Source organism: Cellulomonas sp. ACRRI (genome assembly GCF_022346185.1).
In the GTDB taxonomy this organism is placed as follows: domain Bacteria; phylum Actinomycetota; class Actinomycetes; order Actinomycetales; family Cellulomonadaceae; genus Cellulomonas.
The window spans coordinates 1-15525 of record NZ_JAKRMS010000105.1 but is presented as its reverse complement, the minus strand read 5'-3'; the positions used below and the strand labels follow the sequence as shown (position 1 = coordinate 15525).

Here is a 15525-nt window from a genome sequence, read left to right as displayed (position 1 = left end):
ACGCTGCCGACGCGTCCCTGCAGGGCCGGCGGCACCGCCCGCTGTCGGACGCTGACCGACGTCGTGCCCCACACGAACGCGTGCGCGCCGAACAGGAAGAAGATCACGACGGCGACCCAGGCCTGCCGGGTCAGCGCGAGCCCCAGGTGCGTCAGGGTCTCCAGGATCAGCCCGATGCGCATGAGGTTCCCGAGCGACACCCGCCGGGTGATCCAGCCGTAGGCGGCGCCGCCCGCGAGGCCGCCGCAGGCGCTGACCGTGGTGAGCAGGCCGTAGCCGATCTCGCCGAGCCCGAGCCGCCGCGTCGCGTAGAGCACGAGCACGGACCAGGCGGCGCCGAACGTGATGTTGAAGATGAAGATGGTCAGCACCAGGGTGCGGACCGCGGCGTGCCGCACGGTCCACCGGAAGCCCTCGGCGATGTCCCGGCCGAGGTGGCTGCGCGTGCCCGGCTCGCGGGGGTGCGCGGGCAGCGCGATCCGCGCGACCAGCAGCGCCGCGGCGGCGACGACGACCGCCTGGGTGGCGAACGGCCACAGCCACCCGGCCGCGAACAGCGCGGCGCCGAGCGGCGGGCCGGCCAGCTGGTTGACCGTGATGAACCCGACCTGGAGCCGGGAGTTCGCCAGGGCCAGGTCGTCGCGCGCGACGAGCATGGGCAGGAAGGTCTGCGCGGCGTTGTCGGCGAACACCTCCGCCGTGCCGAGCAGGAACAGCGCGCCGAGCACGAGGCCGATCGTGACGTGGCCCGACGCGAGCGTGCCGGCGAGCGCCGCGAGCACCACGGCCCGGGCGACGTCCACCACCAGCACGATGCGGCGCCGGTCCCACCGGTCGGCGAGCGCGCCGGCGAGCAGCCCGAACAGCAGCGGCGGCAGCCACTGCAGCGTGGCGGCGAGCGCGACCAGCCGGGCGTCCCGGGTGAGCGACGCGACGAGCAGCGGCCCGGCCGCGATGGCGATGCCGTCCGCGAGGTTGCTGGTCCACGAGGACGCGATCAGCCACCGGAACGGGACCCCCAGCCGGGCGGGCAGGACGGTCTGCAGGAGGCGGCTCACAAGGGCGAGATGCTAGCGGTCACCCCGCCAGCGCCTCGAGGATCGTCGCCGCGACCCGGGAGTCGGAGAGGTACCCGGAGATGCCGTGCTGGTTGGACGTCGGGTTGTCGACCTTGCCGTAGTCGTCGATCCGGTCGACCGGGAACCACGGCGCGGTCAGCGGGTGCAGGGCGACCAGGTCCTCCGGGTCGTACGCGTTGAACCAGGCGCCGACGGGGTCGGGCCAGGACACCGGGCGCAGCGTGCGGCTGATGTTCGTCACGCCCAGCGGCGACCCGAGGGTGACCAGGAGCGGCACGTCCCACCCCCGGGGACCCGCCTCGCGGCGCAGCAGGTTGTACGCGACGACGGTGCCGAGCGAGTGCGACACCACGACGGCGCCCTCGGTGCCGTCGAGCGCCTGCCGCACGCCGTCCTCGATCGTGTCCCGCACGCGCACGTTGTGCAGGTACTGGTAGACGTCCCGGGTGGCGAGCGCGATCGACCAGGCGCTGACGTTGGGCAGCCGGTCGAGGGCGGTGAGCGTGGCCCGGACCCAGCGCCAGTTCATCGGGCCGCGCTCGACCGCGGCGTCGGCGGCCGCCTCCCGCGCCGCGTCCTCGGCCACGCCGGCCCGCTCGGCGATCTCGAGCAGCGTCTCCCGAACGAACAGCGTCTCGGCGTCCGGCCCGCCCTCCGCGCCGCGGACGACGACCTCCGTGGCGTGCTCGGCGTCGCCCGCGACCAGGTCGAACAGGGTCTGGCCGTAGTAGGGCAGCCGGACCCGGTCGTCGGGGAGGTCGACGGGCCGGCCGGCGTGGTGCGCGCCCACGTCGAGCGCGGACAGCCACTCCTGCTTCACCGCGAGCGGGTCCTTGTGCTCCTGGGCCCGGCCGTGCACCAGCACGAGCGTCCTCATGGTTCCTCCTCGGGGTGCGGCGGGTCGGGGGCGGGCGCCGCGGCGGCGACCTCGGCGACGCGGTCGGCGTTCTCGGCGGCGAACAGCGTCCAGTGCGACGGCAGCCGCGCGGGGAACGACAGTGCGCGGTCCTGGACCCCGGGCGGCGCGGCGGCGAGCAGCGGCCACCCGCGGGACAGCAGGGGCACCGGCGTGAGGAGCCCGGCCCAGTCGACCGGCCGGTCGTCGCGCCCGGGGTCCGGGCCGGAGGCCAGCAGCACGACGTCGAACAGCCGCGCCCCCGGGAACCCCGCCTCGGCCAGGTCGGCGATCGCCGCGCGCCTGCCGCGGTCGTGCAGCTCCCAGGCGCGGTACAGCGCCGCGAGCGGGTCGGCGTCCACGGCGACCGCGCGCCGCGCCGCCCGGGCAGGGTCGTCCGCCGGGTCCCGGGGTCCGGGCGGCCCGGCGTGCTCGTCGTCGTCCTCGTCGTCGTCGGGGCGCAGGCCGAACCGGGACCACGCGGCCGCGAGGGCCCGGCGCGCGACGGCGCCGTCCGCCCCCGGCGGCGGGACGGCGTCGGCCCCGGGGGTGCGGGGGAGCGCGCAGTCGACCAGGCGGCCGTGCTCGACGGTGGCGAGCGTGACCCGTCCCGGCAGCGTGGGGAGCACCGCGCAGCCGCCCGAGGCGAACGTGACGACGACGGCGGTCGGCGACACCGGGACGACGTCCAGCGCGCGGTCGCCCTGCACCACCACCACCGGCCCGCCCGGGCGCGGCGCCGCGGGCAGCGGGGCCACCTCCAGGTCGGGCGCCGGGATCGGCGCGGGCACGGCGGGCGCGGCGGTCGCCGGTCCGGGCGGCCGTGCGGGCGACGGCGGAGCGGCCGGTGCCCCCGACGGCGCGGCGGTGCTCCCGACGGCGGACGCGGGCAGCCCGCCGGCCCCCGCCGCGAGCCCGACCGCCAGCCCCAGCACCAGGCGGTCGGCGGCCTCGGCGGCGGCGGTCCTGGCGGCGGGCGCCGGCTCCCGCGCGGTGCGGTCCGGGTCCGCGAGGGCGGCCCCGGCCTCCGGGGGCGCGCCGGGGGCCGCCGCGTCGTCCGGCGCCGCGGTCCGCTCCGCGGGAGCATCCGTCCCGGGCGTCTCCGCCGCGGCCGGTGCGACCGGCCAGGGCTCGAGCCGGGACAGCCAGGCGTCCACCGGGTCGGACGACAGCCGGGCGTCCGGGGTCTGCGCGAGGTCGAGCGGCGCGTGCGCCGCGGTCAGCCGCTCGGCGACCAGCCCGGGCAACGCCCGCTTCAGCGGCCACGGCTGCACGAGCCCGAACCGCGCGCTGCCGGCCACTCCGCCCGCGGCCCGGTCGCCGTCCGCGACGGGCCCCGGCGTCACGAGCGCCGGGTGATCCCCGCGGAGCGCCCCGACCAGCGCCGAGGTGAACAGCGCCTGGTAGGCGGCGCCGGACGCGGTGGGGTCCTTCACCTCGTACGCCGGGTCGCCCAGCGCGCAGGCGTAGAACACGTCGACCGCCGCGGCGGGCGCGCGGGGCGGCAGGTTGGGCACCAGCGCGACGCCCTGGACGCTCAGCTCCTGGACGGTGGTCGCGGCGGTGCGGCACGCGTCCGAGACGAGCACGACGTGCCGCACCGGCAGCCGCTCGGCGAACCAGGAGGTCAGCGACACGTTCACGGCCTGGCTGCCGTCCTCCGGCGCGCCGGTCAGCAGCCAGAACTCGGCGTTCCCGGTGTTGATGCCGTGACCGCTGAAGTAGACGACGAGCTGGTCGACGTCGCCACGGTCCACCAGCGCGCGCACGCCGGCGAGCACGGCGCCCGAGGTGACCGGGGTGCCGTCGTCGTCGGTGAACGTCAGCACCAGGTCGTCCGGGACGCCCTGCTCGGTCGCCCAGGCGCGCACGGCGGCGACGGCACCGGGCACCGCCGGCAGCTCCGGGAACCGGCCGCCGGTGCGGGCCACGCCCACGAGGACCAGCGCGCGCGCCACGGTGGTCACCCGACCGGTCGGGTGGCTGACGGGTGTGGGCGGGCGGCCATCTCGACTCCGTCGTCCAGGGTGTGGACCCCTCCGAGTGCAGCACCGGCGCGCGGGCGCGTCAAGGAGCGCGGGGACCCTGGTGTGGCGTGCGTCACGCTGCTACCGTCCGTGTCATCGCCGGCGCCACCTCCGTCGGACGGGACACGGGCAACGGCGCCCGCCCCGTCCGGCCTCCCGGGGCACCGGTCCCCGCCCCGGTGGCGCCCCGTCGGGACCCGACCTAGCGTCCGACGGGCGGGTGCGGCCGCGTCGCCCGCGCGCAGCCGACGGGAGGCCGGACCATGACCGAGCAGACCACGACCCGCCCGCTGGCGGTCGTCACGGGCGCGTCGAGCGGGATCGGGCTGGAGCTCGCCCGCCGGTTCGCCGCCGAGGGGTTCGACCTGGTCGTCGCCGCCGACGAGCCGCAGATCTCCCTGGCCGCCGACGCTCTCACCGCGGCCGGGAACGCCGTGCGGCCGGTGCACGCGGACCTGGCCACCGCCGAGGGCGTCGCGGAGCTCGTGTCGGCCGTGCGCGCCACCGGCCGGCCGGTGGACGCGCTCGCGCTGAACGCGGGCCGGGGAGCGGGCGGCCCGTTCGTGGAGACGCCGCTCGACGGCGACCTGGCCGTGATCGGCCTGAACGTCGTCGGGACCGTGCGGCTCGCGAAGGCCCTGCTGCCCGCGATGGTGCAGCGCGGCGCGGGCCGGGTGCTGCTCACCGCCTCCACCGCGGCGCTCATGCCCGGGCCGTGGTACGCCACCTACGCGGCGTCGAAGTCGTTCGTGCAGTCGTTCGGGGAGGCGCTCCACCACGAGCTCGCCGAGACGGGCGTCACGGTCACGACCCTGCTGCCGGGGCCGACGGACACCGAGTTCTTCGCGCGGGCCGGGATGGAGCGGACCCCGGTCGGCCGTGGCCCGAAGGACGACCCGGCGGACGTCGCCGACCAGGCGTTCGAGGCGCTGATGGCGGGCAGGGACAAGGTCGAGGTGCGCTCGCTCAAGGCCCGGCTGCAGACCGCCGCGGCGGCGGTGCTGCCCGACCGCGCGAAGGCGGCGGTGCACGCGGGGTTCACGCAGCCGCTCGACGGCGGGCGGCCCGACCCCGCCGACGCGTGAGGTCGGGGCCCGGCGGGTCCGCCCGGGCCCGCCCCCCGCTGCCCGGGCTCAGCCCGGCGTGACCCGGACGCGCCGCACCACGAGCTCCGGCACGGCGGGGGACCCGGCGCCGTGCGGGCGCCCGGGGAAGTCGAAGACGCCGAGCATCAGCTGCAGCGGGTAGTCCGGTGCCTGCGCGAGCTCCCGGGTCACGACGCCGTCGAGCTCGAAGACCGCGCGCCCCGGCCGCCACTCCACGGCGTAGGTGTGCCAGCCGGCGACGTCGACCGTCGTCCGGGGCGCCGAGAACTCCTCGCGGAGCCCGGGGTCGCGGAACGGGTGCACGCCCGAGCCGAGCGCCGCGGTCGGGGCGCCACCGGGTCCGGGGGCGAGCGTGTCGCCGAACACCTCGACCAGGCAGAGCTCGCCGCTGCGCTCGGGCACGTCCTCGACCCCGACCAGCCAGGCGGAGAACATCGACCCGGGTCCGACCGTCGCCCGGCAGGTCACCTCCACCCGGCCCGACCGCGGGGTGCAGGCCCACCGGGCCGGCTGCTCCTCGCGGACCGTCTGCCCGGGCCGGAACGGCTGCTGCCCGCGGGTGCTGCCCACCGGCCCCGACCACGACCCGCTCTGCGCCGCGGAGACGCGCAGCGGCGGCTCGTGGTCGCCGGGGCACCACACCGGGTGGTCCGGCGGGATGGTCAGGTGCAGGCCCTCCGCGCTGGTGCGGGCGGCGGCCGCGGCCGCGCTCCGCGAGCTCCACGCGGGCAGGTACGCGAGCGTCCAGCCGCGGTCCTCCGGCCGGGAGGTGAACCGCTCGTCGAGGACGGTCGGGCCCGGGGCGGGTGCGGGCACGGGGGCTCCCTCGGTCGACGGGGGCGCGGGTGACGCGCCGGCGCGTCGATCGTAGGGCGCCCCGGCGCTCCGGTGGCAGGCCCCGGCGGCCCGGCCTAGCGTCGACGGAGGCCGGCGCACCCGGCGCCGCCAGGACCCCGGGAGGACGGATGACCGACGACGACGTGCGTCGCGAGGACCTGCCCGTGCCGGACTACGACCACCTCCCGATCGGCTCGCTCGGCCACCGGATCCGCAGCCTGGAGGCGGACGAGATCGACGTGCTGCGCCGCTACGAGGAGGCGCACGCGAACCGGGTCGCGGTGATCCAGATCCTCGACCACCGGCTGCTCGACCTGGCGGAGGGTCAGCGGCCCTCGGGCGGCGACGCCGCGGCACCGGCCGCGGAGGCCGCCCCGGGGCCCGCCGGGACGAGCAGCGCGTCCCCCGAGACGGCGGGACCGCCGCAGAACCCGCCGTCCCACGGCGTCCCCACCAACCCCGCCCAGCCGCGCCGCTGAGCGCCGCACCACCACGGAGGCCACGGTGTCCGACCGCAGCACGACCGACGACGACTACCTCGAGCGCGTCCGCGCGTCCGAGGAGCAGCCCCCGCCGCCCCCTCCCGCGCGGGTGCTGCTGTTCCTGTTCTGCTTCGTGCTGTTCGTGGGCGGGCTGTACCTGATGGGCCTGGCGGTCGACACCGCGGAGATCTGGCTGTTCACCGTCGGCATCGTGTGCAGCGGCGGGGCGTTCTTCCTCGGCCTGAACCGCGCCCGCACGCTGTGACGGGGCCGGCCGGCGGGTCCGGCGCGGGCGTGCCGGACCTGGACGCCGCCGTGCGCCGCGTGCTCGGGGAGGACGCCGAGCTGCGTGCGGCCCAGCGGGACGCCCTGGACGGGCTCCGGGACCGGGACACGCTGCTCGTCGCGCGGTCGGGGGCGGGCAAGACCGCCGTCTACGCGATCGCGACGCTGCTGAGCGGGCGGCTGACCGTCGTCGTCTCGCCGCTGCTCGCCCTCCAGCGGGACCAGGTCGCCGGGCTCCGCGAGGCCGGGCTGCGCGCGGAGTCGGTGAGCTCGGCCCGGGGTGCCCGGGCGCAGGCGGCGGCGCTGGGCCGCGCGGCGGCCGGTGACCTCGACGTGCTCGTGCTGGGGCCGGAGCAGCTGGTCCGCCCCGCCGTCGCCGAGGCGCTGGACCGGGCGCCCGTCGGGCTCGTCGTCGTGGACGAGGCCCACTGCGTCAGCGAGTGGGGCCACGACTTCCGGCCGGACTACGTGCACGTGGCCGGCACCGTCGAGCGGCTCGGCCGGCCGCGGGTCCTCGCGCTCACCGCCACGGCGTCGCCGCAGGTCCGCGGCGAGATCGTCGAGCGGCTCGGCATGGTCGACGCCCGCGTGCTGGTGCACGACGCCGACCGGCCGAACATCTGGCTCGGGGCGCACCACGCGTCCACGCCCCGGGAGCGCGACGACCGGGTCGTGGCGGTGGTGCGCGACCTGGCGGACGACCCCGGTGGGGCGGGGCTCGTGTACGCCCGCACCCGGTCGCACGTCGAGGAGCTGGTCGAGGCGCTGGGGCGGGCGGGGTTCGCCGCCCGGGGCTACCACGCCGGGCTGCCCGCGAAGGAGCGCGCCGCGGTCGAACGGGCCTTCCTGTCCGGCGAGCAGGACCTGGTCGTGGCGACCAGCGCGTTCGGCATGGGCGTGGACCGCGCGGACGTGCGGTTCGTCGTGCACGCCGGGCCGCCCACCTCCCTCGACGCGTACTACCAGGAGGTCGGCCGGGCCGGCCGCGACGGCGAACCGGCCCGGGCGGTCCTGGTGAGCCGCCCCGACGACATCGGCCTCAACCAGTACCTGCGCTCGGGCGGGGTCCCGCGGCAGGGCACGCTGGCGGCGGTGCTGGCGGCGGTGCGCGAGGCGCCCGACGCGGCGCGGGACCAGCGCGCGCTGGCGCGGGCGAGCGGGTTGGCGGCGCGGACGGTCTCCCGGGCGCTGGGCGTGCTGCTGGACACGGGCGCGGTGCGGCGCGAGGAGGGCGGCGCGCTCGTCGCGACCGGGTTGTCCGCGCAGGCGGCCTCCCGGGCGGCGGCCGAGCGCCAGGAGGAGCGCCGGGCCGTCGAGCGGTCGCGGGTCGAGGTCGTGCGGGCGTACGCCGACACCACCGACTGCCGCCGCCGGCTCCTGCTCGAGCTGCTGGGGGAGAAGCACCCGCGCCCCTGCGGGGCGTGCGACTCCTGCGACGCCGGGACGTCGGTCGAGGTCGAGGACGCACCGCTGCGGCCCGGGCAGGCCGTCGAGCACGCCGAGTGGGGCCCCGGGCAGGTGTCCGTGGTCGAGGAGGACCGGGTCACGGTCTTCTTCGCCGAGCGCGGGTACGTCACGCTCGACACCGCGGTGGCGCTGGACGCGGGGCTCCTGCGGCCCGTGTCGGGGGCGCCGACGGCGGCCTGACGACGCGGTCGCGCCGCCCGGCGGGGCTCAGGGCACGACGGTGACCGGCCAGCGCGCGTTGCGCACGAGCCGCACGGCGAGCGAGCCCGCGATCCGGTGCCCGATGCTGGCCGACGACCCGACCACCACGCTGTCCGCCCGCACCTCGTGGGCGACCGCGGACAGCACCTGGTACGGGTCGCCCGTGCGGACCACGAGCTGGACGGGCACGCCGCGGGCGTCGGCGAGCGCCCGGGGGTCGCGGAGCGCGCGCTCGACGGCGTCCTGGTGCTCGGCGACGGCGACGCTCGCCGCGCCGGTCGTGTCCATCAGCGACGCCACGCCGCCGCCGGGCTCGCGCACGTAGACGACCACGAGGCGACCACCCGAGCGCCGGCACACGCCCACCGCGTACGCGGCTGCGCGCAGCGAGGGGTCGGACCCGTCCACGCCCACGACGACGGCCGTGGGCCCGTCGTGGCCGATCTCGAACTGCTGGCCGGTCACGCCGCACCGTCCCTCTCGCACCCGCTGTCGCCGTCGGCCCGACGCTATCGGCTGGGGCGACCGGCGCGAGCGCCATCCGCCCGCCGGACGGGTCCCGTCCGCGCCCTGGGACCCCCGCGGGTGCGCCGCCGCGGCGGGCCCCCGCGCCGAGATCGGTGCTTCGCGCCGAGACCGGTGCCTCCTGCGACCGATCTCGGGCGGAAGAGCCGATCTCGGGGAGCGTGGGTCGCGCCGGGGCCGGACCAGCGCGGACGCGGGCGTGCGGGCGGTGCGCGTGGTTCGCTGGGGTCGACGGGGCGCGGCCGGCGCGCCGGGCTGCACCGGCTGCGACGAGCGGGTCGGGCCGGCGCGACGGGCGGGCCCGGACAGGGTGGGACGGGAGGTGGCGGCGGTGGCGGACCTGGCGGACCTGGCGGAGGTGGCGGCGGGCCTGTACGGCGTGCCGCCCGCCGAGTTCACCGCCGCCCGCACGGCCGCCGTGCGCGCCGCGCGGCAGGACGGCGACCGCGACCTGGCGCGGTCGGTCGGCGCGCTGCGCAAGCCGTCCTCGGCGGCCGCCGCGGTGAACCTCCTCGTCCGCGAGCGGGCCGACGACCTCGCCGGGCTGCTCGACCTCGGGGTGCGGCTCCGCGAGGCCCAGGCGGCCCTGGCCGGCGCCGACCTGCGCGCCCTGCACGCCGAGCAGCAGCGCGCGGTGGGGGCCGCGGCGGACGCGGCGCTGGACCTGCTGGGCGGTGCGGCCGGGGCCGCGGTGCGGGGTCAGGTCGAGGCGACGCTCCGGGCGGCCATGGGCGACCCGGACGCGGCGGCCGCGGTGGCCACCGGGTTGCTCGTGCGGGACCTGTTCTCCTCGGGGTTCGAGCCCGTCGACGTCGACGGGGCCGTGGCCGTGCCGGGCGCGCCCCCGCTGGCCGGGGCCCCGGGGCGGCGGACCCCGATGCGGGCGGTGCCCGCCGCGCCCGGGGCCGATCAGGCGGACGACGATCGGACGGGGACGGGCGACGGCCCCCCGCGCCGGCGGCGTGGGCGGCTGCTCACGGCGGAGGAGCCCGAGCAGCCGCTGCGGGCGGTGCCGCCGGGCGCCGGGGGCGACGAGGCGCCGCGCGGTGACGGCGGGCAGCCGGGGCAGGGTCGTCGCCGGGGACGGGTCCGGGTCGCCGACGACGGCGCGGGCGCGGCGCCCGCCGCGCGCCCGGGGCCGGCCCGCGCCGAGCAGCCCGACGGTGCCGAGCAGCCCGCCCGCGGGCAGCGGCGCACGCCCTCGGGCGGGACGGCCGGGTCGGGCCGCCCGGACGCGCGCAGCTCCGCCCAGGCCGCCCGGGCCGAGCGCGACGCGCGGGACCGGGCCGCGCGCGCCGAGCGCGAGGCGCGCGAGCAGGCCGCCCGCGCCGAGCGCGAGCGTCGCGCCGAGGCCGAGCGCGAGGCCCGGGAGCGCCGCCGCGCCGCGGCCGTCAGCAGCGCCGAGCACGACGTCGCCCTGGCGGGGGAGGAGTGGGAGCAGCGCCGTGCCGCCCGGGACGCCGCCGACGACCGGCTCCGCGCGGCGCAGGAGCGCGCCGACGAGCTGGCGGCCACGATCGAGCGCGCCCGCGAGGAGATGGAGCGGCTGCGCGCGGCCCTGGCCACGGCCGAGCAGGAGGCGCGCGAGGTCGGGCTCGAGGTGCGGCACGCGCGCTCGGCCCGGACGGCCGCGGCGCGGCACGCGGAGCGCGCCGACCAGCGGCTCCGCGCGGCCCGGGCGGCGCTCGACGCGCTGTGACGGCGTGCGGACGACGGCCGCGCGGTGTGACCGGCGTCACCCGTTGCCGTTGACACCCTCGGGCGGCCGTTCCTACGCTGGCCGGACGGCACGCCTCGGAGCAACGGGGCGCCCGTGGCGGTGGCCGGGCGCAGGGCCCGGCACGACCGGCGCGCACCTCGCGGGTGGCGGCGGCACCGACGCCCCGGGTGGGGCGTCGGCGGCGACGCGGCTCCCGGCGCGGGCACGACCGGCCGTCGCGGGACCGGGACCCCCCGGTGGCCGCGCCCGCGCGGACCAGCGACCCGCCTCGTCCAGGAGCCCCCGCGATGCCGTCAGCGCCGCGCCGCCCGCACCACCGGCTGGCGGGGCGCGCGCGGCTCGGCCGCGGCGCGGCGGTCGCCCGGACGGGCGCGCGGTCGCTGCTCGCCGGCGGGCTGGTCGTGGCGCTCGGCGCCGCGGTGACCGGGGGCGGCGTCCCGGACGGCACGGGGACGACGGCACCGGCCGTCGCCGCGCCCGCGTCCGCGACCGCGTTCTCCCCCGGACGAGCCGCGTCCGCCGACGGCGCGCGGTGGACGGCGAGGACCGCCGCCGAGGAGCCGGCCCTCTCCGCCGAGACCGCGCTGCTCGCCCGGGCCGCCCTGGACGCCGCCGCGGGGGTGGAGCCGTTGCGGGTGTCCCCGCAGCCGCTCGCCGACCTGCCCGGCCTGGACGCGGCGGTCGTGCGCCTCACCGACGCGTGGTCCCAGCCGGCGGCGACCCCGGGCGACCGCGTGGCCGCGGCCGTGCGGGCGCGCCAGGCGGCCGGTGCGGTCTTCCGGCTGGCGCTGGCCGTCGAGCGCAGCGTGCCGGTGGCGGCGGAGCACGGGGCGGGCGACGGCGCGGGCCTCGAGCGGGTCGAGGACGCCGTGAGCGAGGCCGCCCGGGCCGCGGCGGACCTGCCGGTGCTGGACGGGCGCGTCGTCGGCGCGCCCGTCCGGACGGGCGGTGGGGACGGCCGCCCCGCCGGGCTGCTCGCGGACGGCACGATCGACCCCGTGCTGCTCTGCCCGGTGCCGTTCGCGCCGGGCGCGCGGCTGCGCTGCGACGCGGTCGTCGCCCTGGTCGGCCTGAACGAGGAGTTCCGGGCGGAGCACGGGAGCGACCTGCCCGTCGGGAGCACGTACCGGACCTACGCGGAGCAGGCGGCGCTGAAGACCGCGAAGGGCGGTCTCGCGGCGCCCGCCGGCGTGTCGCACCACGGCTGGGGAGTGGCGGTCGACTTCGCCGGGTTCGGCGGGGTCGGGCAGTTCGACGCGCCGCTGTACCGGTGGATGACGGAGCACGGGCCGGCGCACGGCTGGGAGCACCCCGCGTGGGCCGGCCCCGGAGGGTCCGGCCCGCCGGAGCCGTGGCACTGGGAGTACACGGGCGAGCCGGCGCCGGCGACCGCCGGCGCGGGCACCGCGGCCGGAAGCAGCCCCGCCGACTCTTGAACCGGCCCCCGGGGCGGTGGTGTGATGGGCGTCACGCGCGCCGGCTCGCGCGGCCCCGACGTCGTCGTCGGCGCGCGCGCCGGCCTCGCAGCCCGCGCCGCCCGCGACCCCCCGGCGGCGACCGGACCGCCCGCCCCGCCGCCCAGCGCGGCGCGGGTCCGCCACCCGAGCCGGGCGCCACCGGGCCCCGGCACCGCCCAGGGGGATCCCATGAACGCCACGCAGACCGAGACCGCCGCGCCCGCCGTCGCCGGGCGGGTGGTCGAGAACGTCGGCCACGGCGAGGTCCTGCACCGCCAGGCCCGCGCCTCGGACTTCGGCTACCTGCTCGCCGACCTGGTCGGCGAGGAGGACGCGCACCTCCCGGCCGCCGACCCGCCGCAGGTGATCGCGCTGCTCCGCCGCCTCGGCGGGGCGATGGCGGAGCCCGCCGCGAGCCCGGCGCCGCCGTCGACCATCCCGGCGGTCTACACGTACTGGGGCCAGTTCATCGACCACGACCTGACCCTCGAGGACTCCGCCGACCCGCGCCTGCAGCAGCCGGCGGTCGCCGACCCGGCGCTGCGCCCCGTCGACGCGGCCACGGTCCGGTCCGCGCTCGGGAACGCCCGGCAGCCGTACCTCAACCTCGACTCGGTGTACGGGGACGGTCCCGGGGGCGACCGCTCCGCGGCGTTCTACGACGGGCCGTTCCTGCGGGTGGGCACGCTCGCGTCGCCCGCGCCGGGCCAGCCGGTGCCGGCCGCCGCCGACCCCGCGTCGCGCGACCTGCCGGGCCGGCACCCGGTCACCGATCCCGCGACGGGGCGCACCCAGTTCCCGGCGACGATCGGCGACTCCCGGAACGACGAGAACCTGGTCGTCGCCCAGCTGCACACGGCCTACCTGCGGTTCCACAACGCGGTGGTCACCGCGATCCGCACCGCGGAGCCGGGGCTGTCCGACGCGGACCTGCTCGCCAAGGCGCAGCAGCTCGTGCGGCACACCCACCAGTGGCTGATCGTGCACGACTACCTGCGCACGGTGACGGTGCCGGGCACGGTCGACTGGGTGCTGTCCGAGCTCAAGGGCCTGTACCTGCAGCGGTTCCCGGCGAAGCGGCCGCCCGTCATGCCGCTGGAGTTCTCCGTCGCGGCGTTCCGGTTCGGGCACTCCCAGGTGCGCAACAGCTACGACTACAACCGGAACTTCGGCGACCCCGGGTTCGTCGCGCCGCGGGCCACGCTGGACCAGCTGTTCCAGTTCACCGGACGCGGCGGGTTCATCGGGGGCGCGCAGACCCTGCCGGAGAACTGGGCGATCGAGTGGGACCGGTTCGTCGACAAGGGCGACCCGGACCCGCGGCACTTCGCCCGCGCGATCGACACGCAGCTCGCCGACGACCTGTCGGTGATGCGGAACGAGCCGCGCGACCTGGCGGGCATCCAGGAGCACCTGGCCAAGCGGAACCTCCTGCGGGGCTACCTGCTGGGCGTGCCCACGGGGGAGGCCGTGGCGCGGGCCCTGCACATCCGGCCGCTGAGCCGCGCCGAGCTGCTCCGCGGAGCCCCGGCCGGCGTGCGCTCCGCGCTCACGAGCCCCGAGCTCACCGGGCGCACGCCGCTGTGGTACTACGTCCTGAAGGAGGCCGAGGTCCTGACGTCCGGGAACTCGCTCGGGCCGGTCGGCAGCAGGCTGGTCGCCGAGACGATCATCGGGCTCATGCGGCACGAGCCGGGCTCGTTCCTGACGACCGTCCCGGCCTGGGGGACCGGGCCGGTGCCGGTCATGCCGGGCGGCGACGGCGCCCGCACGATCGGCGGTCTGGCGGACCTGCTCGACGTCGCGGGGGTCACCGCGCCCTGACGGTGCGGCGCCGCGCCGCCAGGGCGCGGCGCCGCGACGGCGCCCGGCCCGCCGTCAGCGCGGCGGGCGGGTGCGGCGCGACTCCCGCAGCAGCCGGCCGCGGCGGACGTCCTCCTCCGCCTTCGCCCGCTTCTTCTCGCTCGCGCGGGTGTCCCGGGGCGGCAGCTGGATGGTGCGCTCCGCCTCGATGCCGCCCTGGAGCTCGCGGCCGCGCTCGATCTCCGCGTCCAGCTCGGCGCCGAACAGCAGCGCGAGGTTGGTGATCCACAGCCACAGCAGCAGGACGATGGCGCCGGCGAGCGAGCCGTAGGTGCTGCCGTACGACCCGAAGTTCGCGACGTAGAACCCGAAGCCGAGCGACGCCAGGATCCACACGACGACGGCCACCAGCGCGCCGACGCTCATCCAGCGGAACTTCGGCTGCCGGACGTTCGGCGTGAAGTAGTACAGGATCGCCACCGCGACGATGACGAGCAGCAGCACGACGGGCCACTTGGCGATGTTCCAGGCGGTCACGGCGGCCGAGCTCAGGCCGATGGCGTCGCCGACGCTCTCGGCGATGCCGCCCGAGAGCACGACGGCCACGACGATCACCACGGCGAACAGCACCAGCACCAGCGTGACCAGGAGCAGGACGGGGCGCAGCTTCCAGATCGGGCGGCCCTCGTCGATCTCGTAGACCCGGTTGATGCCGCGGCTGAAGGCGTTCACGTACCCGGACGCCGACCACAGCGCGACCACCAGCGAGACCACGAACGTCAGGCCGGCGCCGGGGGAGTTGGTGAGGTTCTCCAAGATCGGCTGCAGCGTCTCCTCGGCCGAGTCCTGGCCGATGATCCCGGTCGCGGTCGTCACGAGGTCCTCGACGAGCTGCTGCCCGTCCCCGACCAGGCCGAGGATCGACACCACGGCCAGCAGGCCCGGTGCGATCGCCAGCACCGCGTAGTACGTGAGCGCGGCGGCCAGGTCGGTGCACTGGTCGTGGTTGAACTCGCGGACCGTCGTGCGCAGCACGTACTTCCAGGACCGCTTGGTCAGGTCGTCGGGGGAGTCGGGCTTGCGCGGGTCGTCCGGGGCCGGGGCGTCGGCGCGCTCGGTGCTCGTCTGGTCGTCGTGGGCCACGGGGACCTCCTGGGCGGTGCGGGCGTGTTCCGGTCGCCAGCGTCACCCGCCGGGCCCCGGCCCGCCACAGGAACGCCGCTCAGCCCTCGACGCGCAGGCCGTCCAGGACGTTGAGCCGGTAGCCGACGCCGCGGACCGTCGCGATCAGCCCGTCGAGCCCGGACTTGGCGCGCACCCGGCGGACGTGCACGTCGACGGTGCGGGTGCGGTCGGACAGGTCCTGGCTGCGCCAGGCGCCGTCGTACAGCTCGTCGCGGGTCACCACGCGGCCCGCCGACCGGGCCAGGTACGCGACCAGGTCGAACTCCTGGCGGGTCAGGTCGACGTCCCGGCCGTCGACCACGAGGCGGCGGCCGGGCAGGTCGACGAGCACGGCGGGGGTCAGCGGCAGCGCGGCGAGCAGCTCCTCGAACCGGCGCAGGTCGGCCTGCGTGGGCAGGTCGGCGGCGGGCGCGGCCGGCCGCGCGGGGTGGACGGCGGGGCGGGCGGACGTGGCAG

At 78.4% G+C, this 15525-nt stretch carries 14 protein-coding genes; 7 read left to right on the top strand and 7 right to left on the bottom strand.

Features of this window, described 5'->3' with window-relative positions:
• From MHY85_RS16125 to MHY85_RS16115, 3 genes are all read right to left on the bottom strand, one after another.
• On the bottom strand, positions 1 to 1058 hold a 1058-nt coding region (locus tag MHY85_RS16125; RefSeq protein ID WP_239198072.1), incomplete at its 3' end, for an MFS transporter.
• A gap of 19 nt (positions 1059 to 1077) precedes the next feature.
• Positions 1078 to 1956: a hypothetical protein gene (locus MHY85_RS16120; RefSeq protein WP_239198070.1), complete on the bottom strand. Its 879-nt coding sequence runs from the start codon at positions 1954 to 1956 to the stop codon at positions 1078 to 1080.
• Positions 1953 to 3941 carry a caspase family protein gene (locus tag MHY85_RS16115; RefSeq protein ID WP_239198068.1) on the bottom strand — a complete coding sequence of 663 codons (1989 nt, stop codon included), beginning with the start codon at positions 3939 to 3941 and terminating at the stop codon, positions 1953 to 1955. Before MHY85_RS16115 ends, MHY85_RS16120 begins: the two co-directional genes overlap by 4 nt.
• Before the next feature lie 323 nt (positions 3942 to 4264).
• Between MHY85_RS16115 and MHY85_RS16110 the strand changes: the two genes are divergently transcribed.
• Positions 4265 to 5086, top strand: a complete 822-nt coding sequence (locus MHY85_RS16110; protein ID WP_239198066.1) for an SDR family oxidoreductase — start codon at positions 4265 to 4267, stop codon at positions 5084 to 5086.
• Positions 5087 to 5134: 48 nt separating this feature from the next.
• Here the strand turns inward: MHY85_RS16110 and MHY85_RS16105 are convergent, their stop codons facing one another.
• A complete protein-coding gene (locus MHY85_RS16105; protein WP_239198064.1) occupies positions 5135 to 5923 on the bottom strand; it encodes a glycoside hydrolase family 16 protein in 789 nt (262 codons plus the stop codon).
• 149 nt (positions 5924 to 6072) lie between these two features.
• Here MHY85_RS16105 and MHY85_RS16100 point away from each other — a divergent pair, with 149 nt between their 5' ends.
• Genes MHY85_RS16100 through MHY85_RS16090 form a run of 3 tightly spaced genes read left to right on the top strand, consistent with a single transcriptional unit; the run spans position 6073 to position 8358 of the window.
• Positions 6073 to 6423 carry a hypothetical protein gene (locus MHY85_RS16100; protein WP_239198062.1) on the top strand — a complete coding sequence of 117 codons (351 nt, stop codon included), beginning with the start codon at positions 6073 to 6075 and terminating at the stop codon, positions 6421 to 6423.
• 25 nt (positions 6424 to 6448) lie between these two features.
• Positions 6449 to 6691, top strand: coding sequence for a hypothetical protein (locus tag MHY85_RS16095; protein ID WP_239198060.1), 243 nt, complete (start codon positions 6449 to 6451; stop codon positions 6689 to 6691).
• A 29-nt stretch (positions 6692 to 6720) separates the two neighbouring features.
• Positions 6721 to 8358: a RecQ family ATP-dependent DNA helicase gene (locus MHY85_RS16090; RefSeq protein ID WP_239198058.1), complete on the top strand. Its 1638-nt coding sequence runs from the start codon at positions 6721 to 6723 to the stop codon at positions 8356 to 8358.
• 27 nt (positions 8359 to 8385) lie between these two features.
• Here the strand turns inward: MHY85_RS16090 and MHY85_RS16085 are convergent, their stop codons facing one another.
• Positions 8386 to 8844, bottom strand: coding sequence for a universal stress protein (locus tag MHY85_RS16085; protein WP_239198056.1), 459 nt, complete (start codon positions 8842 to 8844; stop codon positions 8386 to 8388).
• Between the two features lie 391 nt (positions 8845 to 9235).
• Here MHY85_RS16085 and MHY85_RS16080 point away from each other — a divergent pair, with 391 nt between their 5' ends.
• From MHY85_RS16080 to MHY85_RS16070, 3 genes are all read left to right on the top strand, one after another.
• Positions 9236 to 10603, top strand: coding sequence for a hypothetical protein (locus MHY85_RS16080; protein WP_239198054.1), 1368 nt, complete (start codon positions 9236 to 9238; stop codon positions 10601 to 10603).
• A gap of 308 nt (positions 10604 to 10911) precedes the next feature.
• On the top strand, positions 10912 to 12060 hold the full coding sequence (locus MHY85_RS16075) for a D-alanyl-D-alanine carboxypeptidase family protein (protein WP_239198052.1): 1149 nt from the start codon (positions 10912 to 10914) through the stop codon (positions 12058 to 12060).
• Between the two features lie 210 nt (positions 12061 to 12270).
• Complete coding sequence (locus tag MHY85_RS16070) at positions 12271 to 13905, top strand: heme peroxidase family protein (RefSeq protein WP_239198050.1); 1635 nt, start codon at positions 12271 to 12273, stop codon at positions 13903 to 13905.
• 54 nt (positions 13906 to 13959) lie between these two features.
• Here MHY85_RS16070 and MHY85_RS16065 read toward each other — a convergent pair whose 3' ends face one another.
• Positions 13960 to 15027, bottom strand: coding sequence for a YihY/virulence factor BrkB family protein (locus MHY85_RS16065; protein WP_239198048.1), 1068 nt, complete (start codon positions 15025 to 15027; stop codon positions 13960 to 13962).
• A gap of 79 nt (positions 15028 to 15106) precedes the next feature.
• On the bottom strand, positions 15107 to 15525 hold a 419-nt coding region (locus tag MHY85_RS16060), incomplete at its 5' end, for a winged helix-turn-helix domain-containing protein (protein ID WP_239198046.1).

Coding starts and splice junctions, on each gene's coding strand:
- MHY85_RS16070 (WP_239198050.1), top strand. CDS start 12,271: ATGAACGCCACGCAGACCGAGACCGCCGCGCCCGCCGTCGCCGGGCGG.
- MHY85_RS16120 (WP_239198070.1), bottom strand. CDS start 1,956: ATGAGGACGCTCGTGCTGGTGCACGGCCGGGCCCAGGAGCACAAGGAC.
- MHY85_RS16100 (WP_239198062.1), top strand. CDS start 6,073: ATGACCGACGACGACGTGCGTCGCGAGGACCTGCCCGTGCCGGACTAC.
- MHY85_RS16075 (WP_239198052.1), top strand. CDS start 10,912: ATGCCGTCAGCGCCGCGCCGCCCGCACCACCGGCTGGCGGGGCGCGCG.
- MHY85_RS16110 (WP_239198066.1), top strand. CDS start 4,265: ATGACCGAGCAGACCACGACCCGCCCGCTGGCGGTCGTCACGGGCGCG.